Below are 23579 nucleotides of genomic sequence, written 5' to 3' on the forward strand. Positions count from 1 at the left end.
CAATTATATTTTAATGGAGTGTACTGAGAATTACTATACTAAAAATGAAAATTTAATAATAAGTGCATATATTAAAGATTGTGATCTAAATTAATTTTTCTTACCTTATCACTGAACTGCTCAATCACATGATTTACTTGCTCTCGACTCGACTCTCTAATTGAAAGTCGTACTGTGCGTTCATCCATAGGCAGACGTTCCTTATTGATAAGTTTCAGATCATATAAGTTTCTAACTGACTTTTAAATCTGATTAGCTTTAATCATCTCATTCTGGATAATCGTTCTAAGTTGTATTTCACCATGTTTGTAGACGATTAAGAGCAATTCAATATCATATAAATTCAGATGATACTTATCAAGAAACTCATCTAATATGGCTCTAGTACTATTAATTCCTTCAAAAAAATTAAGTGCAATCTGTGCTGACTGTTTTGCTGTCAAAAGACTTCCCTACTTTCATCGAACCTTTAAAAGACACTTACAAGCATTACTCATATATTTTCACTAGTGTTGCATAAATTTAATGTATTCTTCTAACGTAGTGGCTTTACTCTCTCTCATTGCAATATAGGTTAAACCATTAGCTAAATTTTCTTTTTCACTATCTGAATATTTTTTACCTTCAAACACATCATTTACAATATCATAAGGGTCTTGAGAACTTTCTATTTTATTGTTTGGATCGTATATATCTCTGAGTACATGAAATACTGTTAAATTTGTTGATTTTCCATATAGTTTTTCGTAATTACCATATCTATAATTCAATTGGCTTCTCTGAACTGAAACATCTAACGCCCAATTCATATTAAATTTCCATGGATATCGATTTGCCTGAAAAAGTCCCCAACCTTCTTTATAACGGAAATAAAATGAAAATCCATAGAATGGGTATAGATATCAAAAAGGAGTGAATACCATGGAACATATGACTCCAGACGAAATTGCTCATTTAACACAGGCAGTTGCTATGAATAAAAAAGAGGACTGCCCTCATAAACAAATAGTTGATCAGCAGGGCATTTATATTTGTCTGGACGGCGGCATGGAGTCAAGACAGCTAAAAGACTTCAAATAAAAAGATACGGCGAACCGTATCTAACCTAAGGATTTTGTTTGATAGTAAGCTTTTTCTTCATCAGTCATCTTCACTATTTTAAAACCAATAAAACCAAATAATATTGAAATAAATGGAATAATATAATTCAATATAGCGTATGGCCCATATTCATAAGCATGAACACCTAATGTTGCTAATATGAAGACACCACAAGTGTTCCAAGGAATAAACACACTTGTCAGCGTACCGCCATCTTCAAGAGCACGAGACAAGTTTTTAGGATGTAATCCTCTATCAATATAACCCTTAATGTACATGCGACTCGGTACGACAATACTAATATACTGTTCTGAACATGTTGCATTTGTTGCAAAGCAACTTACTACAGTTGCTGCCACTAAACTACCTGTGTTACGAGCGAATTTAAGAATAATATTGATAATGGCTGTCAACATGCCGCTGTATTCCAGAATACCGCCGAATGTCATGGCCACAATAGTCATTGATATTCGTAAAAGACATGGATTCGAGTCCCCCTTTGTTAAATAACTCAGTTAAGAACTTATCTTTTGAATCAATGACGTATCCAGACTGCAAAGTCGTCGCCGCGTACAGAATCGTATCACCCTGAACCAATATCTGTACCCCAAATCCTAACAGTATTCCTACTAATGCAGGCACAGTAGGCACTTTAATTGCCACTAAGACAATAACCACCACTGGAATGAGTAGCAGCCATGGTGATAATATAAACTAGCTTTCCATTCCTGTATTTATGGCATTAATTTTATCCATATCCAGATGAGCACCGCTGAACTGACGGCCAATAAAGAAATACGCAATCAGTGCGATACTCAGTCCCGGAATAGTTGCATAAAACATATGCTTGATATGATCAAACAAATCCATTCCCGTAAGGGCGACAGCGAGGTTTGTCGTATCAGATAACGGACTCATCTTATCTCCGAAATAAGCGCCTGAAATGACAGCACCAGCAATCATACCAGCTGGAATATCCAGACTTAATCCAATCCCCATACCGGCAACATCCACTGTCGCCATTGTTGACCATGATGATCCGATAGCTAAAGCAACGATGCCGCAGCTGATACAGATGGTGACAAGAAACATGGAAGGCGTAATAATCTTAAGACCATAATATATCATCGTTGCAACAACACCACCACCAATCCAGGCAGCAATAATTAAACCAACCAGGATAATAATGATGATTGCAGGGAGCGCAAGTCTAATCCCTTTATACATCATCTCTTCTACTTCTTCCCAACTAAAACCATGATAGTAAGCGACAAGCGCCGCTATTGCCGTACCAATCATAAGTGGTATATGCGGCGCAAGTTCCAGGAAATATACAGCTCCGAACATACTTACTATCATGAATACTAAAAGAAGTAATGCCCATCCAATCCCAATCTCTCTTCTATGCTTATTCTCCAATTAAGACACCCCTTTATGAAATCGCTTTCAATTATAATAATAAAGAAATGTTTATGGAGATACTATATTTTTTGATTAAAATAACTATTTTTTATCTGTATACTTTTTTAATCATGCTACTAAAATGATGAATTATATGTTTGACTTCTTCTTTGCGCTCTTGATTGATACACAGTATAACAGTTCTCTCATCCTCTGGAACTCTTTTTTTTGTAATTAAGTTAAAATCATAAAGTTTTTTAACCGATTTATTAATCTGACTCATTTTTATAGTCTCATTTTTATAAATATTTTTTAATTGAATGCTGTTTGCTTCATAAATAATTAGTAACAACTCTATATCATATATACTTAATTGATATTCATTAAGAAAAGTCTTGAAAACTTTTCTCGTTATATTAACCTTATTAAAGAAATTATGAGCTATTTCTATTTTTTGATTCTCAACCATTCTAAATCCTACTTTCATATAGCAATTTCTAGACACTTATAATCTTTACTCATATATTTTAAACTAAAAGGATTTGTAAAGCGAATATTATTTTAATATATTATCTGAAACTTTCGAAAACGTGACAGCATATTAAAAAGAGTCTGGGACATAAATAGCAGATTTAGCTATTTATGTCCCAGACTCGATTAATACTTCTTTTTAATTTAATTATAATTTCATCTGATTAATTGTTTTTATGACGTTCTTTTTTTCTGCGTGATGTAATAATTAATAATCCACCAAACATTGCTATAGCACTTGCAAGCAAACCTTTATTATAAGTTTCCCCAGTATCAGGTAATTGATGTAATCGCTCTACATTTTTAGTTGTTTTCGATTTAACAGGAGAACTGTTATGAACATTAGTCGGTGTTTCCAATCTACTATCTGCCTGTTCTTTCACTGCTACCGTGACTATTAATACATCTTCTGTACCGTCTGGATAAGTCACCACTACTGTGCCTGTTGTCGTGCCCGGCTTGGATACATCCGGTGGTGTCTGCCATTCCACTGTTGTGCCTGGCGGGAATGTATCTTCGTTACCGATGCCCTCTGTTGCTGGCGGTACTACACCTACCGGTGTTGTGATCGGTGTCACGATTGGCGTGTTTTCAACGGCATCCGTCGGCCTTGCAGGTACTTCTACTGTCACTGGTACTGTTACCACATCTTTTGTACCGTCTGGATATGTCACCATTACTGTGCCTGTTGTCGTGCCCGGCTTGGATACATCCGGTGGTGTCTGCCATTCCACTGTTGTGCCTGGCGGGAATGTACCTTCATTACCGATGCCCTCTGTTGCTGGCGGTACTACACCTACCGGTGTTGTGATCGGTGTCACGATTGGCGTGTTTTCAACGGCATCCGTCGGTCCTGCAGGTACTTCTACTGTCACTGGTACTGTTACCACATCTTTTGTACCGTCTGGATATGTCACCACTACTGTGCCTGTTGTCGTGCCCGGCTTGGATACATCCGGTGGTGTCTGCCATTCCACTGTTGTGCCTGGCGGGAATGTACCTTCATTACCGATGCCCTCTGTCGCTGGCGGTACTACACCTATTGGTGTTGTGATCGGTGTCACGATTGGCGTGTTTTCAACGGCATCCGTCGGCCCTGCAGGTACTTCTACTGTCACTGGTACTGTTACCACATCTTTTGTACCGTCTGGATACGTCACCACTACTGTACCTGTTGTCGTGCCCGGCTTGGATACATCCGGTGATGTCTGCCATTCCACTGTTGTGCCTGGCGGGAATGTACCTTCATTACCGATGCCCTCTGTTGCTGGCGGTACTACACCTACCGGTGTTGTGATCGGTGTCACGATTGGCGTGTTTTCAACGGCATCCGTCGGTCCTGCAGGTACTTCTACTGTCACTGGTACTGTTACCACATCTTTTGTACCGTCTGGATATGTCACCACTACTGTGCCTGTTGTCGTGCCCGGCTTGGATACATCCGGTGGTGTCTGCCATTCCACTGTTGTGCCTGGCGGGAATGTACCTTCATTACCGATGCCCTCTGTCGCTGGCGGTACTACACCTATTGGTGTTGTGATCGGTGTCACGATTGGCGTGTTTTCAACGGCATCCGTCGGCCCTGCAGGTACTTCTACTGTCACTGGTACTGTTACCACATCTTTTGTACCGTCTGGATACGTCACCACTACTGTACCTGTTGTCGTGCCCGGCTTGGATACATCCGGTGATGTCTGCCATTCCACTGTTGTGCCTGGCGGGAATGTACCTTCATTACCGATGCCCTCTGTTGCTGGCGGTACTACACCTACCGGTGTTGTGATCGGTGTCACGATTGGCGTGTTTTCAACGGCATCCGTCGGTCCTGCAGGTACTTCTACTGTCACTGGTACTGTTACCACATCTTTTGTACCGTCTGGATATGTCACCACTACTGTGCCTGTTGTCGTGCCCGGCTTGGATACATCCGGTGGTGTCTGCCATTCCACTGTTGTGCCTGGCGGGAATGTACCTTCATTACCGATGCCCTCTGTCGCTGGCGGTACTACACCTATTGGTGTTGTGATCGGTGTCACGATTGGCGTGTTTTCAACGGCATCCGTCGGCCCTGCAGGTACTTCTACTGTCACTGGTACTGTTACCACATCTTTTGTACCGTCTGGATACGTCACCACTACTGTACCTGTTGTCGTGCCCGGTTTGGATACATCCGGTGATGTCTGCCATTCCACTGTTGTGCCTGGCGGGAATGTACCTTCATTACCGATGCCCTCTGTTGCTGGCGGTACTACACCTACCGGTGTTGTGATCGGTGTCACGATTGGCGTGTTTTCAACGGCATCCGTCGGTCCTGCAGGTACTTCTACTGTCACTGGTACTGTTACCACATCTTTTGTACCGTCTGGATATGTCACCACTACTGTGCCTGTTGTCGTGCCCGGCTTGGATACATCCGGTGGTGTCTGCCATTCCACTGTTGTGCCTGGCGGGAATGTACCTTCATTACCGATGCCCTCTGTCGCTGGCGGTACTACACCTATTGGTGTTGTGATCGGTGTCACGATTGGCGTGTTTTCAACGGCATCCGTCGGCCCTGCAGGTACTTCTACTGTCACTGGTACTGTTACCACATCTTTTGTACCGTCTGGATACGTCACCACTACTGTACCTGTTGTCGTGCCCGGTTTGGATACATCCGGTGATGTCTGCCATTCCACTGTTGTGCCTGGCGGGAATGTACCTTCATTACCGATGCCCTCTGTTGCTGGCGGTACTACACCTACCGGTGTTGTGATCGGTGTCACGATTGGCGTGTTTTCACTGGAATCTGTCGTACCAACAGTTACAACTATATCAATAATTCCTGCCGAGCCGTCCGGATATGTCACTGCCACCGGGATTGTCACCTGACCTGCTGGGACGCTGATATCCGGATTCACCGTGATGGTGCCGTCCGCGTTCACCACTGCCCATGCCGGCAGGGTCGTCGCATCCGCCGGCGCATAGCTTGTGCCTGCCGGTGGTGCTGTGCCGTCTGAATTGAGCGGCGCTGCGATTGTTGTCGCTGTACCCGGCTCCACTGTCGTATCCACGTAGTCCGGCTGGTTGTCATGCGCATCTGTCGTACCTACGGTCACCACTACATCGATCACACCGCCTGAGCCGTCCGGATATGTCACTGCCACCGGGATTGTCACCTGACCTGCTGGGACGCTGATATCCGGATTCACCGTGATGGTGCCGTCCGCGTTCACCACTGCCCATGCCGGCAGGGTCGTCGCATCCGCCGGCGCATAGCTTGTGCCTGCCGGTGGTGCTGTGCCGTCTGAATTGAGCGGCGCTGCGATTGTTGTCGCTGTACCCGGCTCCACTGTTGTATCCACATAGTCCGGCTGGTTGTCAAGCGCATCGGTCGTACCTACGGTCACCACTACATCGATCACACCGCCTGAGCCGTCCGGATACGTCACTGCCACCGGGATTGTCACCTGACCTGCTGGGACGCTGATATCCGGATTCACCGTGATGGTGCCGTCCGCGTTCACCACTGCCCATGCCGGCAGGGTCGTCGCATCCGCCGGCGCATAGCTTGTGCCTGCCGGTGGTGCTGTGCCGTCTGAATTGAGCGGCGCTGCGATTGTTGTCGCTGTACCCGGCTCCACTGTTGTATCCACATAGTCCGGCTGGTTGTCTACTGCATCGGTCGTACCTACGGTCACCACTACATCGATCACACCGCCTGAGCCGTCCGGATACGTCACTGCCACCGGGATTGTCACCTGACCTGCTGGGACGCTGATATCCGGATTCACCGTGATGGTGCCGTCCGCGTTCACCACTGCCCATGCCGGCAGGGTCGTCGCATCCGCCGGCGCATAGCTTGTGCCTGCCGGTGGTGCTGTGCCGTCTGAATTGAGCGGCGCTGCGATTGTTGTCGCTGTACCCGGCTCCACTGTTGTATCCACGTAGTCCGGCTGGTTGTCTACTGCATCGGTCGTACCTACGGTCACCACTACATCGATCACACCGCCTGAGCCGTCCGGATACGTCACTGCCACCGGGATTGTCACCTGACCTGCTGGGACGCTGATATCCGGATTCACCGTGATGGTGCCGTCCGCGTTCACCACTGCCCATGCCGGCAGGGTCGTCGCATCCGCCGGCGCATAGCTTGTGCCTGCCGGTGGTGCTGTGCCGTCTGAATTGAGCGGCGCTGCGATTGTTGTCGCTGTACCCGGCTCCACTGTCGTATCCACGTAGTCCGGCTGGTTGTCATGCGCATCTGTCGTACCTACGGTCACCACTACATCGATCACACCGCCTGAGCCGTCCGGATATGTCACTGCCACCGGGATTGTCACCTGACCTGCTGGGACGCTGATATCCGGATTCACCGTGATGGTGCCGTCCGCGTTCACCACTGCCCATGCCGGCAGGGTCGTCGCATCCGCCGGCGCATAGCTTGTGCCTGCCGGTGGTGCTGTGCCGTCTGAATTGAGCGGCGCTGCGATTGTTGTTGCTGTACCCGGCTCCACTGTCGTATCCACGTAGTCCGGCTGGTTGTCTACTGCATCTGTCGTACCTACGGTCACCACTACATCGATCACACCGCCTGAGCCGTCCGGATATGTCACTGCCACCGGGATTGTCACCTGACCTGCTGGGACGCTGATATCCGGATTCACCGTGATGGTGCCGTCCGCGTTCACCACTGCCCATGCCGGCAGGGTCGTCGCATCCGCCGGCGCATAGCTTGTGCCTGCCGGTGGTGCTGTGCCGTCTGAATTGAGCGGCGCTGCGATTGTTGTTGCTGTACCCGGCTCCACTGTCGTATCCACGTAGTCCGGCTGGTTGTCTACTGCATCGGTCGTACCTACGGTCACCACTACATTAATCTCTTCTGAAGAACCATCTGGATAAGAAACTGTTACCGGAATCGTTGTTTGTCCGGCCGGCACCGTCGCGTCCGGATTCACCGTGATGGTGCCGTCCGCGTTCACCACTGCCCATGCCGGCAGGGTCGTCGCATCCGCCGGCGCATAGCTTGTGCCTGCCGGTGGTGCTGTGCCGTCTGAATTGAGCGGCGCTGCGATTGTTGTTGCTGTACCCGGCTCCACTGTTGTATCCACATAGTCCGGCTGGTTGTCTACTGCATCGGTCGTACCTACGGTCACCACTACATTAATCTCTTCTGAAGAACCATCTGGATAAGAAACTGTTACCGGAATCGTTGTTTGTCCGGCCGGCACCGTCGTGTCCGGATTCACCGTGATGGTGCCGTCCGCGTTCACCACTGCCCATGCCGGCAGGGTCGTCGCATCCGCCGGCGCATAGCTTGTGCCTGCCGGTAACGCGGTCCCGTCCGCATTGAGCGGCGCTGCGATTGTTGTTGCTGTACCCGGCTCCACTGTTGTATCCACATAGTCCGGCTGGTTGTCTACTGCATCGGTCGTACCTACGGTCACCACTACATTAATCTCTTCTGAAGAACCATCCGGATATGTCACTGTAACTGGAATCGTTGTTTGTCCGGCCGGCACTGTCGCGTCCGGATTCACCGTGATGGTGCCGTCCGCGTTCACCACTGCCCACGCCGGCAGGGTCGTCGCATCCGCCGGCGCATAGCTTGTGCCTGCCGGTGGTGCTGTGCCGTCTGAATTGAGCGGCGCTGCGATTGTTGTCGCTGTACCCGGCTCCACTGTCGTATCCACGTAGTCCGGCTGGTTGTCTACTGCATCGGTCGTACCTACGGTCACCACTACATTAATCTCTTCTGAAGAACCATCTGGATAAGAAACTGTTACCGGAATCGTTGTTTGTCCGGCCGGCACCGTCGCGTCCGGATTCACCGTGATGGTGCCGTCCGCGTTCACCACTGCCCATGCCGGCAGGGTCGTCGCATCCGCCGGCGCATAGCTTGTGCCTGCCGGTGGTGCTGTGCCGTCTGAATTGAGCGGCGCTGCGATCGTTGTCGCTGTACCCGGCTCCACTGTCGTATCCACGTAGTCCGGCTGGTTGTCTACTGCATCGGTCTTACCTACGGTCACCACTACATTAATCTCTTCTGAAGAACCATCTGGATAAGAAACTGTTACCGGAATCGTTGTTTGTCCGGCCGGCACCGTCGCGTCCGGATTCACCGTGATGGTGCCGTCCGCGTTCACCACTGCCCATGCCGGCAGGGTCGTCGCATCCGCCGGCGCATAGCTTGTGCCTGCCGGTGGTGCTGTGCCGTCTGAATTGAGCGGCGCTGCGATCGTTGTCGCTGTACCCGGCTCCACTGTCGTATCCACGTAGTCCGGCTGGTTGTCATGCGCATCGGTCGTACCTACGGTCACCACTACATCGATCACACCGCTTGACCCGTCCGGATATGTCACTGCCACCGGGATTGTCACCTGACCTGCAGGGACGCTGATATCCGGATTCACCGTGATGGTGCCGTCCGTGTTCACCACTGCCCATGCCGGCAGGATTGTCGCATCCGCCGGCGCATAGCTTGTGCCTGCCGGTGGTGCTGTGCCATCCGAATTGAGCGGCGCTGCGATTATTGTCGTTGTACCTGGCTGCACTAATGTATCAATATAATCTGGTTGATTAGCAATCGCATCCGTAACTATTTCATTTGCTGGTAATATTGTTACAACTATATCAATAATTTCTTTTGAATTATCTGGATAGGTTACTGTAACTGGAATTGTTACTTGTCCAGCTGGCACTGTCGCATCCGGATTCACCGTGATGGTGCCGTCCGCGTTCACCACTGCCCATGCCGGCAGGGTTGTCGCATCCGCCGGCGCATAGCTTGTGCCTGCCGGTGGTGCTGTGCCGTCTGAATTGAGCGGCGCTGCGATTGTTGCCGTTGTACCCGGCTCCACTGTCGTATCCACGTAGTCCGGCTGGTTGTCAAGCGCATCGGTCGTACCTACGGTCACCACTACATCGATCACACCGCCTGAGCCGTCCGGATATGTCACTGCCACCGGGATTGTCATCTGACCTGCTGGGACGCTGATATCCGGATTCACCGTGATGGTGCCGTCCGCGTTCACCACTGCCCATGCCGGCAGGGTCGTCGCATCCGCCGGCGCATAGCTTGTGCCTGCCGGTGGTGCTGTGCCGTCTGAATTGAGCGGCGCTGCGATTGTTGCCGTTGTACCCGGCTCCACTGTCGTATCCACGTAGTCCGGCTGGTTGTCAAGCGCATCGGTCGTACCTACGGTCACCACTACATCGATCACACCGCCTGAGCCGTCCGGATACGTCACTGCCACCGGGATTGTCACCTGACCTGCTGGGACGCTGATATCCGGATTCACCGTGATGGTGCCGTCCGCGTTCACCACTGCCCATGCCGGCAGGGTTGTCGCATCCGCCGGCGCATAGCTTGTGCCTGCCGGTGGTGCTGTGCCGTCTGAATTGAGCGGCGCTGCGATTGTTGTCGCTGTACCCGGCTCCACTGTCGTATCCACGTAGTCCGGCTGGTTGTCTACTGCATCGGTCGTACCTACGGTCACCACTACATCGATCACACCGCCTGAGCCGTCCGGATATGTCACTGCCACCGGGATTGTCACCTGACCTGCTGGGACGCTGATATCCGGATTCACCGTGATGGTGCCGTCCGCGTTCACCACTGCCCATGCCGGCAGGGTCGTCGCATCCGCCGGCGCATAGCTTGTGCCTGCCGGTGGTGCTGTGCCGTCTGAATTGAGCGGCGCTGCGATTGTTGTTGCTGTACCCGGCTCCACTGTCGTATCCACGTAGTCCGGCTGGTTGTCTACTGCATCGGTCGTACCTACGGTCACCACTACATCGATCACACCGCCTGAGCCGTCCGGATACGTCACTGCCACCGGGATTGTCACCTGACCTGCTGGGACGCTGATATCCGGATTCACCGTGATGGTGCCGTCCGCGTTCACCACTGCCCATGCCGGCAGGGTTGTCGCATCCGCCGGCGCATAGCTTGTGCCTGCCGGTGGTGCTGTGCCGTCTGAATTGAGCGGCGCTGCGATTGTTGCCGTTGTACCCGGCTCCACTGTCGTATCCACGTAGTCCGGCTGGTTGTCAAGCGCATCGGTCGTACCTACGGTCACCACTACATCGATCACACCGCCTGAGCCGTCCGGATATGTCACTGCCACCGGGATTGTCATCTGACCTGCTGGGACGCTGATATCCGGATTCACCGTGATGGTGCCGTCCGCGTTCACCACTGCCCATGCCGGCAGAGTTGTCGCATCCGCCGGCGCATAGCTTGTGCCTGCCGGTGGTGCTGTGCCGTCTGAATTGAGCGGCGCTGCAATCGTTGCTGCTGTACCCGGCTCCACTGTCGTATCCACGTAGTCCGGCTGGTTGTCAAGCGCATCGGTCGTACCTACGGTCACCACTACATCGATCACACCGCTTGACCCGTCCGGATACGTCACTGCCACCGGGATTGTCACCTGACCTGCTGGGACGCTGATATCCGGATTCACCGTGATGGTGCCGTCCGCGTTCACCACTGCCCATGCCGGCAGGGTTGTCGCATCCGCCGGCGCATAGCTTGTGCCTGCCGGTAACGCGGTCCCGTCCGCATTGAGCGGCGCTGCGATTGTTGTTGCTGTACCCGGCTCCACTGTTGTATCCACATAGTCCGGCTGGTTGTCTACTGCATCGGTCGTACCTACGGTCACCACTACATCGATCACACCGCCTGAGCCGTCCGGATACGTCACTGCCACCGGGATTGTCACCTGACCTGCTGGGACGCTGATATCCGGATTCACCGTGATGGTGCCGTCCGCGTTCACCACTGCCCATGCCGGCAGGGTCGTCGCATCCGCCGGCGCATAGCTTGTGCCTGCCGGTGGTGCTGTGCCGTCTGAATTGAGCGGCGCTGCGATTGTTGTCGCTGTACCCGGCTCCACTGTTGTATCCACGTAGTCCGGCTGGTTGTCTACTGCATCGGTCGTACCTACGGTCACCACTACATCGATCACACCGCCTGAGCCGTCCGGATACGTCACTGCCACCGGGATTGTCACCTGACCTGCTGGGACGCTGATATCCGGATTCACCGTGATGGTGCCGTCCGCGTTCACCACTGCCCATGCCGGCAGGGTCGTCGCATCCGCCGGCGCATAGCTTGTGCCTGCCGGTGGTGCTGTGCCGTCTGAATTGAGCGGCGCTGCGATTGTTGTTGCTGTACCCGGCTCCACTGTTGTATCCACGTAGTCCGGCTGGTTGTCTACTGCATCGGTCGTACCTACGGTCACCACTACATCAATCACACCGCCTGAGCCGTCCGGATATGTCACTGCCACCGGGATTGTCATCTGACCTGCTGGGACGCTGATATCCGGATTCACCGTGATGGTGCCGTCCGCGTTCACCACTGCCCATGCCGGCAGGGTCGTCGCATCCGCCGGCGCATAACTTGTGCCTGCCGGTGGTGCTGTCCCGTCCGCATTGAGCGGCGCTGCGATTGTTGTCGCTGTACCCGGCTCCACTGTCGTATCCACGTAGTCCGGCTGGTTGTCTACTGCATCGGTCGTACCTACGGTCACCACTACATCGATCACACCGCCTGAGCCGTCCGGATATGTCACTGCCACCGGGATTGTCACCTGACCTGCTGGGACGCTGATATCCGGATTCACCGTGATGGTGCCGTCCGCGTTCACCACTGCCCATGCCGGCAGGGTCGTCGCATCCGCCGGCGCATAGCTTGTGCCTGCCGGTGGTGCTGTGCCGTCTGAATTGAGCGGCGCTGCGATTGTTGTTGCTGTACCCGGCTCCACTGTCGTATCCACGTAGTCCGGCTGGTTGTCTACTGCATCGGTCGTACCTACGGTCACCACTACATTAATCTCTTCTGAAGAACCATCTGGATAAGAAACTGTTACCGGAATCGTTGTTTGTCCGGCCGGCACCGTCGCGTCCGGATTCACCGTGATGGTGCCGTCCGCGTTCACCACTGCCCATGCCGGCAGGGTCGTCGCATCCGCCGGCGCATAGCTTGTGCCTGCCGGTGGTGCGGTCCCGTCCGCATTGAGCGGCGCTGCGATTGTTGTTGCTGTACCCTGCTCCACTGTTGTATCCACATAGTCCGGCTGGTTGTCTACTGCATCGGTCGTACCTACGGTCACCACTACATTAATCTCTTCTGAAGAACCATCTGGATAAGAAACTGTTACCGGAATCGTTGTTTGTCCGGCCGGCACCGTCGCGTCCGGATTCACCGTGATGGTGCCGTCCGCGTTCACCACTGCCCATGCCGGCAGGGTTGTCGCATCCGCCGGCGCATAGCTTGTGCCTGCCGGTGGTGCTGTGCCGTCTGAATTGAGTGGTGCTGAAACTGTCAAAGTTTCGCCAGGTTCTACAGTTGCGTCAATATAGTCCGGTTCATTAATAATGGCAAACGGAGTAGCTGCGACTATAAATGAATCTGAAGATAACGGATAAGGAGAACGCCTCACATTATCACCTGGTTCAATTGCATATAATTTGGCAGTATAAATATCCCCGGGCTTGGCTGTCGTAGGAACGATAAAATCTGCCGAAGAAATAGTCCCTTGTTCAGTCGGACTCTGAACGCCAGTACTTGCTACTTCAATTCCATTTGAGTCGTACCATACTATTTCATATTTATTATCACCCATACTGCCAGCTGGAAGACCAGCCGTAACTGTGGTAACTGTATTGCCAATATATGCTGGAGTAGTCGTATTATTATAATCAATTATACCAAATTTCAATTCATCTAAAAATAATGCAAAATCAGCACCTGTAATATGCTGATCAGCTACAGCATCAATTTTATAAGTATTTGTCCAAGATGTACTCGCATCATCAAAAGCAAATTTATTACCGTAATAAGGACTGGCAATTCCAAAGCTATCCATACCTTGTAAAGATACATATGTCCAATTTAAGTTAATATGCTTTGGTGCTGCTTCTATATTTGGATTAGTACTGCTTGTACTCACATCACCATACCACGATCCAATTGTCGGGGAAGATGCGACACGATTAAATAGATCTGCGTATGTGGAACCTATTGGAAGACCTTCAGAAATAGCCAATGACTCCGGAAGAACCACATTTGTATTTAGTGCTGAGTCATTCAGAGGTCCATCATATCCTCTAAGATTATATTCTTTTCCATAAGTTCCATTAAATTGAAGTGCGTAATTTCCATTACTATCAGTTGTAGTAGTGACAGTTTCGCCAATCCATAATGCTGTGCCTTCAGCAGCAATTTGAGATTTAATCCATGCTTGAAGTTTCGCTTCATCAGCATCAGTCCATGAAGTACCTCTGATAGCCTTTCCAATATAAGTTTGTCCAGCAGTGTAAATTTTATTTAAAGCATAGTCAGATAAATATGAACCTACTACAGTAACATTTGGTGCGGCGGTATCAGTTGTACCCGGACTATATGTAGCCGTAGCACCCATTGTCTGAGCACCTACGTTCACATTGTTATTCCAGAATACTTGTCCAGTAATATACCCTTCTTCACCAGGCACTCTTACATTAGTTTCAGCATTAGCTAGGTCATGCATAACTGCATTATCTGTTTCAGCAACATAAATAAAATTAATATCAGTTAGTTGATCCATTCCAATACCATTGCCGGCATTGTAACTTGTATCCATTGCAACTGATTGTGGCCCAACTTGACTGTTCTCCCAAGAGTAGTAAAGATTTAATCCTTCAGGTGTTTCAGCCCACACACGCCACTTTTCACCTTCTGGTAAGTTAGGATCTGCATCAAAGTTGACCACTGTGCCATCATCTAATGTCAAACTTTTCATTACAATATGATAAGTTCCATCTGCGGCTGTTGTAGTTGTAAAAATTGGTGATGCAAATCCATCTTTCTCATACCATTGTGCATAGACTCGAACACCTTCTAAAGGTGTAGCTACTGTCGTATTATTTGTTTCAAGTGGATTACCTGTCCATTGCTGAACAATTTTACCATTGACTGTATGTTGAATAGCAGTAGAAGATCCAGATTCAATAACATTCACACCATCAATAACTAAAGTGGAATCCCCTGCGACTTGTGTAGTTTCAGTTGCAGTTAATGTATTGAATGTGCTTAAGCCAGAAAGACTGATAGTCTGATCGATACCTGTCGTCTGAATTTCATTAATAGATAAGTTAATACTTTCAGCATTTTCAAGTGCACTATCTTGTGTTGACGCTACTGCCGGTAATTGATTAGCAGCTTGACTATCAACAATAGCTTGTAAAAGAATTGTTAATAATTGTTCATTTGTTAAATTTGCATAATCAAGGTTTAAGTTCGATACGTATGCTTGTGCATTTTCTAAAGAAATACCGGTGTTAGAAACTACTGTATCAGCCAGTACCTGCTCTTTATCTGTCACTGTATCAGCAGAAGCTAATGCAACCGCTGTTTCTGAAACTGCTGTTGTCGGCACTTCAGTCGTCGCTTTCTCTGTCGTCGGTGCTTGCTCTGTTGTCGGCGCTTGCTCTGTTGTCGGCGCTTCTGTCGTTGCTTGCTCTGTTGTCGGCGCTTCCGTCGTTGCTTTCTCTGTCGTCGGTGCTTCGATCGTTGCTTGCTCTGTCGTCGGCGCTTCCGTCGTTGCTTGCTCTGTAGCCGGCGCTTCCGTTGTCGCTTTCTCTGTCGTCGGCGCTTCCGTCGTTGCTTTCTCTGTCGTCGGCGCTTCCGTCGTTGCTTTCTCTGTCGTCGGCGCTTCCGTCGTTGCTTTCTCTGTCGTCGGTGCTTCCGTCGGTGCTTTCTCTGTCGTCGGCGCTTCCGTCGTTGCTTTCTCTGTCGTCGGCGGCTCAGTTGCTATTACATTAGCTTGAACTTTAACTGTCTCACTGGCTTGTCCAGTTGCATCTAGTACAGTAACTGAGACAACTTCGCCATCTGCTACAGATAAGCCGCTAAATATAAAACTTCCTGCATTGATATCTGTAGACAATACTTCCCCATTTGCTAAGGTTAATTTAGCCACTGTTCCTTCTGTCGCTTCACCTGTTAAAACAGTATTATCAGCATTGAAAGATATATTTGTAGGTGCTACTGGCGCAGCCGGTGCTTCAGTTGTTGCTTGCTCTGTCGTTGGTGCTTCAGTTGTTGCTTGCTCTGTCGTTGGCGCTTCAGTAGTCGGAGTTTTTGTCGAAGCAGCCCCTGCAGTTGTGTTATCTTCTGCAGCATCCGCTTCATGTCCTTGACCAAGGAACAACAATGATCCGATAAGAATCGACGCTGTTCCTACAGTGAATTTTCGGATAGAATACTTGTTCAGACGGTTAGGAATAAAATCAAATCTCCGGTTGTTAGGCTTCTTATTCATATTTCCTCCATTGGCATTATAATTAATGCGCTTATATAATTTGAAAATCTTTTTAATATATTAACTCTACCCTATTATATCTTATTTCAATTAAATATCAGACAATATGATTTATAATCATTATGGTAGTTAATCTTTTTTATACACATCTTTAAATATCATTTTTAAATTATAACTTCTTTATAGTTAATACTGTTTATTTCAGTTGGTTTTAAGACATCAAAGCATCAAAAATCATTTTCTAGTATAAAATAACTTAAATATTATATTTTTGTAAATTTTTATTAAAATCATCCTTTTTCAAACTAAATATTAACAAATATAATTTGATACACGATTTGTTGCATGAAATAACACATTTTTAAGTTTGATTAACTTATTCAAAATAAAACCAGAAAACTTAAACAAGTTCTCTGGTTTTATCCTCTATTTATTTGTTGATTGGTAAACTTTTATGTAGGGGTGCATTTCCTTTGGAAAGTATTCCTTCACTTCATCAATAGTTAATGAAGTCAAACCAATTAATTTAAAGTCATCTGTCACTAAATAAGTAGCATTTTCTTTACCGATTGATGATTCATTTAAACCTAGTTGAACTGTTCTGCCGGCTGCTGCATGGATCAGCGGTTTAAAATGACGCACATCCATACACTCGATATCTTCAATAATTACGGATTGCTGTTTACTGAGGGCACGCGTAATGATTCCCTCTTTCATTATCACTTCTTCACCCTCTTTTACATACTGGCCATATAACATCCCTTGAGTCCAGCATTCATCGGCAACCATATACAGTGTCTCTTCACTTAACTTCAGAACATCCAGAACTTTCGGGCTGTAATGTGTATTTAAAAAGAGATGGATTAGCTTATGTGATTCATTTGTCATACGCTTCTTTGAATTGCCTGCTTCATATGTTTTAATACTAACTTGTTTCTTCGGCGCTGCTTTAGCCAGCTGTTCTGCGTAAGAAGTGATGGCAGGTGCTTCTTCCTGTTCAGTCGGATTAAGCATGGCCTCATACTGAATCTTTGTCAGTTCTGTCACCGATTCATTCCAGTTCTCACCGACAAAATATTGTGCTCTCAGCATCGGTTCACGGTCAAGATCATAAATCGTCCGGTAATCAATGTCTCCTGTGTATTTAATGGTGATAGCAGTAGTATCGGTCCGCCCCATCATAACAGGCTTCTTATGCATCGCTTCTTCGACAACTGCTGTACCATAAATTCCGCGCTCCGGCGCTGTACGATAGATGATGACTTTATCGCCACGTTGCATTTCTTTATAGTGTTTGTAGCCATTACGTTCAATTCCGTTTACCGTCTTAGTGAAGATGGTATATTTCTCATCAGTCTGGAAGTTTTCCATCTCTCTCATCAGGAAGTAGCGGTCAATCTTTTCTTCTCCGCGTCCTAGTCCCATAATCAGTTCATAGTCTTCTTTGTTGATCTGATTGAGAAGTTGTTCTTTCATTCTGAATAATGAAATTTTCAACTGCTCATTACGTTCAAGGTAATCTTTAGTGAGCGGCAGCAAATTCTCCTCGTATTTAAAATGAATCTTGATCTGACCTCTTCTTGGTTCCTCGAACTTAACGACTGTCCCTGCGCCCAGCAGACCGATTTTATTCTGCACCTGATAAAAGATGACTTTATCACCGACCTGGGCACGCTTGAATGCTGCATAGCCTTCTGAAGGGTTGAAGTGAACAGATGAATCAAAGATTGAAACTTGTCCTATGAGATTCTCAAAATGGTTAAAGCGGTTATATCCGCAGTTCAACCAGAAATAATTCATTCCATATCCCCCCTTAGTTATTCTGCCTTATTTTTCTGAAAGAACATTGCTATAAATGCAAGCAATATTGATAATATTATTTTTCTCATCGTTTTCACCTACTTAGAAAGTATCACAAGACTGACAGCTGTGACAATAAACCAGAGTAACACCCCTAACAAAACCGGCCGGTAACCCAACTGTCTAAACTGTTTCAAATCTACTGACAGTCCAATGCCACTCATCGCAACAGCAACTAAAAACATTGACGACTGCTTTATGATTGCAGCTAATCCAGCAGGTATCGGTACAACTGTGGCAATAATACTCGCGATCATGAAATAAAGAATAAACCACGGGAAGATGCGCCCTACAGAAACGCTTCTGCGGTTCATCCAGACGATACCAAGACAAAGGGGTACAATCATCAATGCGCGCAGTAATTTGACTATCGTCGCAGTCATACCTGCTTCTACACCGTAAGTATAGGCAGCGGCTACTACACTGCTTGTATCATTGATAGCAGAGCCGGCAAAGTAGCCAAATGTTTCTTGCGACATATTCAGCATATGGCCAATGGCAGGAAAAAGAAAGACAGCGACTACATTGAAAAGAAAAATGGTTGAAATAGCATAGGCTATTTCTTCATCTTCCGCTTCGATGACCGGGCTCACTGCCGCAATTGCAGAACCCCCACAGATTGCTGTACCTACTGCTATTAGCGTTCTCAGCTTACTTTTTACCTGAAGCATTCTACCTAAAACTAATCCTGCGATAAGTGCCGATGCTATAGTAGACAGACTGAGCGGAAGTGAAGACCACCCCAGTGATGCCACTACTTTAAAATTAAGCGTCAGTCCCATCAAAATGATTGAGGCCTGAAGCACGTTCTTCGAGCAGAACTTCACCCCTACACTGACTTTGTCCATTTGCACAAAAGGTCTGACACACATCCCTAAGATAATACTAAAAACCGCTGCACCAATCAGCGGCATCCACTGCCCTGCCAGAGTTGCAATCACTGCGATGCATAGGCAGAGCAAAATTCCACGCCATTTCATAACGTCACCTCGCTGTTATTTTAACATAATGCTATAATATTAAAATATCTAATTAAGGAGGAAGACTTGAAAACTTTTATTATCATTTGTCTGCTTACTCTATTTAGCGTACAACCAGTACAAGTACAGGCAGCTGAACATATTCCTGTTACACTTGACCGCGTAATCGATGGCGACACGCTGTCTATTAAACAGCGCGGCCATAAGAAAACCGTGCGTCTTCTACTCATTGACACACCTGAATCCAAGAAACCAAATACGCCTGTCCAGCCATATAGTCTAGAGGCGGCTGATTATACAAAATCACTCGTCTCACACTGCGACCTTAGTATTGAACATGATTCGAAGGGCAGATATGACCGTTACAAACGTGAACTTGTCTACCTTTACTGCGGGGATAAGATGGTCAACGAATCACTTGTCCGTGAAGGCTATGCACGTGTCGGTTATATTTATCAGCAGAAAGATCATTTAACTGAACTGCAGGAAGCTGAACGGCAGGCTAAAAGTAAAAAGCTTAAAATATGGTCCATGGATGGATTCGTCAATGAAGATGGTGAAGGCTTTAATGCCACAGAAGAAGAACGTCAACAGGAAACTGACATAATAGAGGAATTACGCCAGTTTCTCTATGAGCTTATAGATGAGCTGCTGGATACGCTTCTCAAAAAAATCGGTCTATAAAAAAAGCATTGTTTCATTGAGAAACAATGCTTTTTACTATTGAATAAAGACGTAGCGGCTACGTTCTGCCATGCTGATTGTGCGGTAACCCACTACTGTAGGCGGTGTATAATAATTCATTTCTGACACGAGTATACTACCATCAGGATTAACACGTTCAACAAATGCCACATGTCCTAGTGGACCTTCTGTAGATTGTGCGATAGAACCCACAGTTGGAGTATTATTAACCACATAACCATCTTTACGTGCACCATTTGCCCAGTTATTTGCATTCCACCAGTAGGTAGAAATGCCTTTACCGATAGCAGCACGACGATTGAAAACATGCCAAGTACATTGACCATAATCATACAGATTACTGTGATTGAAAACAGGCCCTGTGCTCGGTGCATGCTGGACTGTACTTGGTGACTGCGGTTCAGTTTTTGTCGTAGTAGAACGCGTATCTCCTGAAATTACAAGCTGCTGATTTGGAAAGATGAGATATGAGTTCAAATTGTTCCAGCGCTGAATATCTGAAATAGTTATATTAAATTTGTTTGCAATCAGCCACAAGCTGTCACCTGATTTAACTGTGTATTTTCCGGGAGGTGCAGAAGGTGTTGATGTGGCAGGCGCTGTAGTACTTTGATCTGTCACACCTGCTTTTACTTTCAGTCGCTGACCCGGAAAAATTAAATATGAGTTAAGGTTATTCAGACGCATGATCTGAGAATATGAAGTCCCATATTTAGCTGCAATGACCGATAAACTTTCTCCTGCCTGTACAGTATGGATTGCAGCAGTAGTAGCCTGGCCAGACTGCGTATTTGGTACAGGACGAGAATAAGTAGCGCCGCCTGGTATCTGCAGTTTCTGATTGACGAATATCAAGTTAGACGTTAAGTTATTCAAACTTTTTAACTCTGATACAGAAGTATTATACTGCGTTGCGATTGCCCATAATGAATCATTTGCTTTTACTGTATATTCACTTGCATCTGCTGTATGTGAATAGAGCGCACAAGCTCCTGCAGTAGCTGTTAATGCATAGACCTTCTTTCTCATCGATTAATTCCTCCGGTTTCTTTTAATAGATTAATTATGACATAGACATATTACTTTGGATGTTACAGTTTTCTTTCATGTTTACTAACTTTATTGAGATATTGTCAAATAAACTTAATAAAAGAAGGTTTTCTGAAAATCAAGAAGGGTAAAAGCTAATAACTTTTAATTTTAAAAGGGAGTGAAAAAATGGCAGAAGAAAAATATGATGTTCTTGATACTGAAAAAGAATATTTAAACCAGCAAGGTGCAGAGGAAAGTGCTGCTTTAGTCAATGATTCATTGAATGTGGCACCAGATGCAGGCGTCCAGGAACTCGATCCAAACCCACCGACCGACAAAAAGATGATAGAAGAAGATGATAAGTAATGTTTGAATGGTTACATCTTAGCGGTTTAAGTCTTTTTCTGCTGATGTCGCCATTTATTGTCATCGCTTTTCTTCTGTTTGTGATTGTAGGTTTTCTAGCTAGATTGACCAGGCAGCAGAAGCTTATTATACAGCAGCAACAGGAACTGATAGGTTTAACAGTGAAAGCACAAGTTCAAAGGAGGACTTTATAATGGCTAACAATAAACAGTACGATAATAGTTTAGATGGTGTGGATAAAGAAGTAACGCAGCAAACAGATCCTGCAGCTAAAAATTACGACTCCAGTATCGACGGAATAGATAAGAAAGACGATACTTTAACAGATAATCAAAAAGAACAGCTTAATAATCCCGCTCAAGCATCAGATGGTCGGGGAGAATAAAAGAGTGCGCTCGAATTTGAGCGCACTCTTTTATTCTACAACAATCTGCCCTGTATTTTGATAGTATTTATATGAATGAACGAGCCGGTTCTGAGCGTCGACAGCTTTGAAGCGGTAATAAGCACCACTGGCATCCTGCTCAACTGCAGGATTTGCTTTTTCAAAACGCACCGCACTTCCTGCTTCTTTTTCTGCAGCGGTTCTGTACTGACTGCTGACAGCATTCAATGCTTTATTCTGCAAATTATCCACTGCATAGATACCTTGATCATTGAAATCATAAATCTGCATTGTTCTTGTGATCGGATTATAGACTAAATCATAAACCGTCACGACTTTTTTCCATTCTCCCCCTGTTGCGTTTGAAGCCATAACACGTGTCGTGATGACATGCTGTTTTAACCGGTCATTCTTCACTTGATCTATTGTAAAACGATTGATTTTATAATTGTCAAAGTGACCTGCCGGAATTTTATTTCTTAAATAACGTGCTGCTTCAGAATCCTCTTTAACGTAAATATTCAACAGTGCTAGATCACGACTGTTAAATGCGACCGGCATCTGCTTCATATAACCTGTGACTTGCTGTTTAGCAAGCGCTGAATAATTAACTCTTTGTGCAAGTTCCTGTGTGGCAGATACGTTTCCTTCAACTGAATCATTTTCTTTATTTGCTGTTTCTGTACTTGGTGCATCTGTTTGCGGCTTCTCTGTAGACGACTTTGTTTCAGGTTGTTCTGTTGTTTCTTTTTCAGTACTGGCTTGTTCTGATGTTACAGTGTCAGGTGTTTTTTCTGTCGCTCTCTTCGACTCATCATTCGCTGCACATCCTGCGAGAAGTAATGCTATTAAACTTACACTTAACCATTTTTTCATCTCAGCTCACCTTTTTATATGTCTTTTCGAAAGACATCCAGATTAATTACCTTTTTTTCCTTCTCTTCTTCTTCAGCTTGTTTCTGTGCTTCAATTTCCTGACTGACTTCTGATAATTTTTTGCCGCCATAAATCCAGAGTCTCGTCTCATTTAAAGCAGTGATAAATAATTGTTCAAACTTTTCAAACTGAGGTTCAGGTAAATCCTTGGCAAACAGATTAATCAGCTCTTCCATAGTCAGGTTCGCATTATTACTCGCGATAATCAGAAAACGAGCAGTATCAATCAGTTCTCTTATTTCTTCCTCTTCTTCAGATGCATGTATCTGAATGAAGTCGATAAGATGATTAAGTGCTTCTTCATGTTGATGATGATGACTTCCCGCATACAGTTTAAGCTCTGCAAAATTTTCCGGCACATAGTAGTGTTCTGCATCATATGCGGGCAGTTCTTGAGCCACAAATCCGTCTCTGATTACCGGTAAGATAATCATATCTTCTACCGGCTGAATACCTAACAGCTGCAGTAGATAATTTAGACGTTCTTCTGACAGTTCCTGATTGAAATATCGCTTATATAGTTGCTCAACATGTTGTCTGTGCACGTAACCATACAAAAATAGCACACCTGTTATAAACTCCAGATCTTGTTCGAGCTGCTGACGTTTCACCTCAATATCCTGCTTATCCAGCTGTTTAATCATACGCCGAAGATCAAATGGTAGAATCATTCCTTGTTTCGTCTCAAACATCAGAAGTGATTGCAGTGCAAAGAACACTCGTTCACTTGGAACAGGTACAAATTCGTGTTCTTCTTCTATAGAGTGCATTAAAAGTGAGTATTCATCTGATGGCATTAATTGCAGGATTCGGTTCAGGTAGGTTAGACTGAAGACCTCTTTTCGGATAGACTCTATAAGCTCAATCTGATGGAGTTCTGCTGCCTCTTCCTGAAAGAGCTGCTCATAAATATATTTCAAATCTATATCATTCAAATTATGCAGTGCTTCTCTATAATCCACATTCATCATCCTAAATCTTTTTCTTTAATTA

14 protein-coding genes and 1 pseudogene are annotated in these 23579 nt (G+C 46.7%); 5 read left to right on the plus strand and 10 right to left on the minus strand.

Going from position 1 to position 23579, the window contains the following annotated elements; genetic code table 11:
• Window positions 1-242: 242 nt before the first annotated feature.
• Together MGG13_RS10170 and MGG13_RS10175 are read right to left on the minus strand one after the other, a co-directional pair.
• Window positions 243-443 (minus strand): hypothetical protein, encoded by a 201-nt coding sequence (locus MGG13_RS10170; RefSeq protein ID WP_239034789.1) that lies wholly within the window; start codon window positions 441-443, stop codon window positions 243-245.
• Window positions 444-506: 63 nt separating this feature from the next.
• Window positions 507-809, minus strand: coding sequence for a hypothetical protein (locus MGG13_RS10175; protein WP_239034790.1), 303 nt, complete (start codon window positions 807-809; stop codon window positions 507-509).
• Between the two features lie 112 nt (window positions 810-921).
• Between MGG13_RS10175 and MGG13_RS10180 the strand changes: the two genes are divergently transcribed.
• A complete protein-coding gene (locus MGG13_RS10180; RefSeq protein ID WP_239034791.1) occupies window positions 922-1080 on the plus strand; it encodes a hypothetical protein in 159 nt (52 codons plus the stop codon).
• A 20-nt stretch (window positions 1081-1100) separates the two neighbouring features.
• On the opposite strand, the pseudogene nhaC reads toward MGG13_RS10180, so the two are convergent.
• The 5 genes and pseudogenes from nhaC to MGG13_RS10205 all read right to left on the minus strand — a co-directional run bounded on the left by nhaC (window position 1101) and on the right by MGG13_RS10205 (window position 19162).
• A pseudogene (gene nhaC / locus MGG13_RS10185) lies at window positions 1101-2460 on the minus strand (Na+/H+ antiporter NhaC).
• 151 nt (window positions 2461-2611) lie between these two features.
• Complete coding sequence (locus MGG13_RS10190) at window positions 2612-2971, minus strand: MarR family winged helix-turn-helix transcriptional regulator (protein WP_165983117.1); 360 nt, start codon at window positions 2969-2971, stop codon at window positions 2612-2614.
• Between the two features lie 226 nt (window positions 2972-3197).
• Window positions 3198-16322: a Rib/alpha-like domain-containing protein gene (locus MGG13_RS10195; RefSeq protein ID WP_239034792.1), complete on the minus strand. Its 13125-nt coding sequence runs from the start codon at window positions 16320-16322 to the stop codon at window positions 3198-3200.
• A 426-nt stretch (window positions 16323-16748) separates the two neighbouring features.
• The gene (locus MGG13_RS10200; protein ID WP_239034793.1) at window positions 16749-18122 is read right to left on the minus strand and encodes a hypothetical protein; all 1374 of its coding nucleotides are present in this window, start codon (window positions 18120-18122) and stop codon (window positions 16749-16751) included.
• A gap of 98 nt (window positions 18123-18220) precedes the next feature.
• Window positions 18221-19162, minus strand: coding sequence for a YeiH family protein (locus MGG13_RS10205; protein ID WP_239034794.1), 942 nt, complete (start codon window positions 19160-19162; stop codon window positions 18221-18223).
• Between the two features lie 66 nt (window positions 19163-19228).
• Between MGG13_RS10205 and MGG13_RS10210 the strand changes: the two genes are divergently transcribed.
• Entirely contained in the window at window positions 19229-19846 is a 618-nt protein-coding gene (locus MGG13_RS10210) for a thermonuclease family protein (RefSeq protein ID WP_165983104.1), read from the plus strand.
• 36 nt (window positions 19847-19882) lie between these two features.
• Here MGG13_RS10210 and MGG13_RS10215 read toward each other — a convergent pair whose 3' ends face one another.
• Window positions 19883-20896 carry a LysM peptidoglycan-binding domain-containing protein gene (locus MGG13_RS10215; protein WP_239034795.1) on the minus strand — a complete coding sequence of 338 codons (1014 nt, stop codon included), beginning with the start codon at window positions 20894-20896 and terminating at the stop codon, window positions 19883-19885.
• Between the two features lie 189 nt (window positions 20897-21085).
• On the opposite strand from MGG13_RS10215, the gene MGG13_RS10220 reads away from it, so the two are divergent.
• The 3 genes from MGG13_RS10220 to MGG13_RS10230 are packed head-to-tail and all read left to right on the plus strand — an operon-like array spanning window position 21086 to window position 21650.
• Window positions 21086-21265, plus strand: coding sequence for a hypothetical protein (locus MGG13_RS10220; RefSeq protein WP_133431907.1), 180 nt, complete (start codon window positions 21086-21088; stop codon window positions 21263-21265).
• Window positions 21265-21459 (plus strand): hypothetical protein, encoded by a 195-nt coding sequence (locus MGG13_RS10225; RefSeq protein WP_133431906.1) that lies wholly within the window; start codon window positions 21265-21267, stop codon window positions 21457-21459. Before MGG13_RS10220 ends, MGG13_RS10225 begins: the two co-directional genes overlap by 1 nt.
• Window positions 21459-21650: a hypothetical protein gene (locus MGG13_RS10230; protein ID WP_133431905.1), complete on the plus strand. Its 192-nt coding sequence runs from the start codon at window positions 21459-21461 to the stop codon at window positions 21648-21650. Before MGG13_RS10225 ends, MGG13_RS10230 begins: the two co-directional genes overlap by 1 nt.
• 30 nt (window positions 21651-21680) lie before the next feature.
• On the opposite strand, the gene MGG13_RS10235 is transcribed toward MGG13_RS10230, so the two are convergent.
• Window positions 21681-22526: a TcaA NTF2-like domain-containing protein gene (locus tag MGG13_RS10235; protein ID WP_239034796.1), complete on the minus strand. Its 846-nt coding sequence runs from the start codon at window positions 22524-22526 to the stop codon at window positions 21681-21683.
• 14 nt (window positions 22527-22540) lie between these two features.
• A complete protein-coding gene (locus MGG13_RS10240; RefSeq protein ID WP_239034797.1) occupies window positions 22541-23548 on the minus strand; it encodes a hypothetical protein in 1008 nt (335 codons plus the stop codon).
• Between the last annotated feature and the right edge of the window lie 31 nt (window positions 23549-23579).

It is taken from the genome of Macrococcus brunensis (assembly GCF_022343725.1).
GTDB lineage: Bacteria > Bacillota > Bacilli > Staphylococcales > Staphylococcaceae > Macrococcus > Macrococcus brunensis.

Coding starts and splice junctions, on each gene's coding strand:
- MGG13_RS10175 (WP_239034790.1), bottom strand. CDS start 809: ATGAATTGGGCGTTAGATGTTTCAGTTCAGAGAAGCCAATTGAATTAT.
- MGG13_RS10180 (WP_239034791.1), top strand. CDS start 922: ATGGAACATATGACTCCAGACGAAATTGCTCATTTAACACAGGCAGTT.
- MGG13_RS10190 (WP_165983117.1), bottom strand. CDS start 2,971: ATGGTTGAGAATCAAAAAATAGAAATAGCTCATAATTTCTTTAATAAG.
- MGG13_RS10195 (WP_239034792.1), bottom strand. CDS start 16,322: ATGAATAAGAAGCCTAACAACCGGAGATTTGATTTTATTCCTAACCGT.
- MGG13_RS10200 (WP_239034793.1), bottom strand. CDS start 18,122: ATGAATTATTTCTGGTTGAACTGCGGATATAACCGCTTTAACCATTTT.
- MGG13_RS10205 (WP_239034794.1), bottom strand. CDS start 19,162: ATGAAATGGCGTGGAATTTTGCTCTGCCTATGCATCGCAGTGATTGCA.
- MGG13_RS10215 (WP_239034795.1), bottom strand. CDS start 20,896: ATGAGAAAGAAGGTCTATGCATTAACAGCTACTGCAGGAGCTTGTGCG.
- MGG13_RS10220 (WP_133431907.1), top strand. CDS start 21,086: ATGGCAGAAGAAAAATATGATGTTCTTGATACTGAAAAAGAATATTTA.
- MGG13_RS10225 (WP_133431906.1), top strand. CDS start 21,265: ATGTTTGAATGGTTACATCTTAGCGGTTTAAGTCTTTTTCTGCTGATG.
- MGG13_RS10230 (WP_133431905.1), top strand. CDS start 21,459: ATGGCTAACAATAAACAGTACGATAATAGTTTAGATGGTGTGGATAAA.
- MGG13_RS10235 (WP_239034796.1), bottom strand. CDS start 22,526: ATGAAAAAATGGTTAAGTGTAAGTTTAATAGCATTACTTCTCGCAGGA.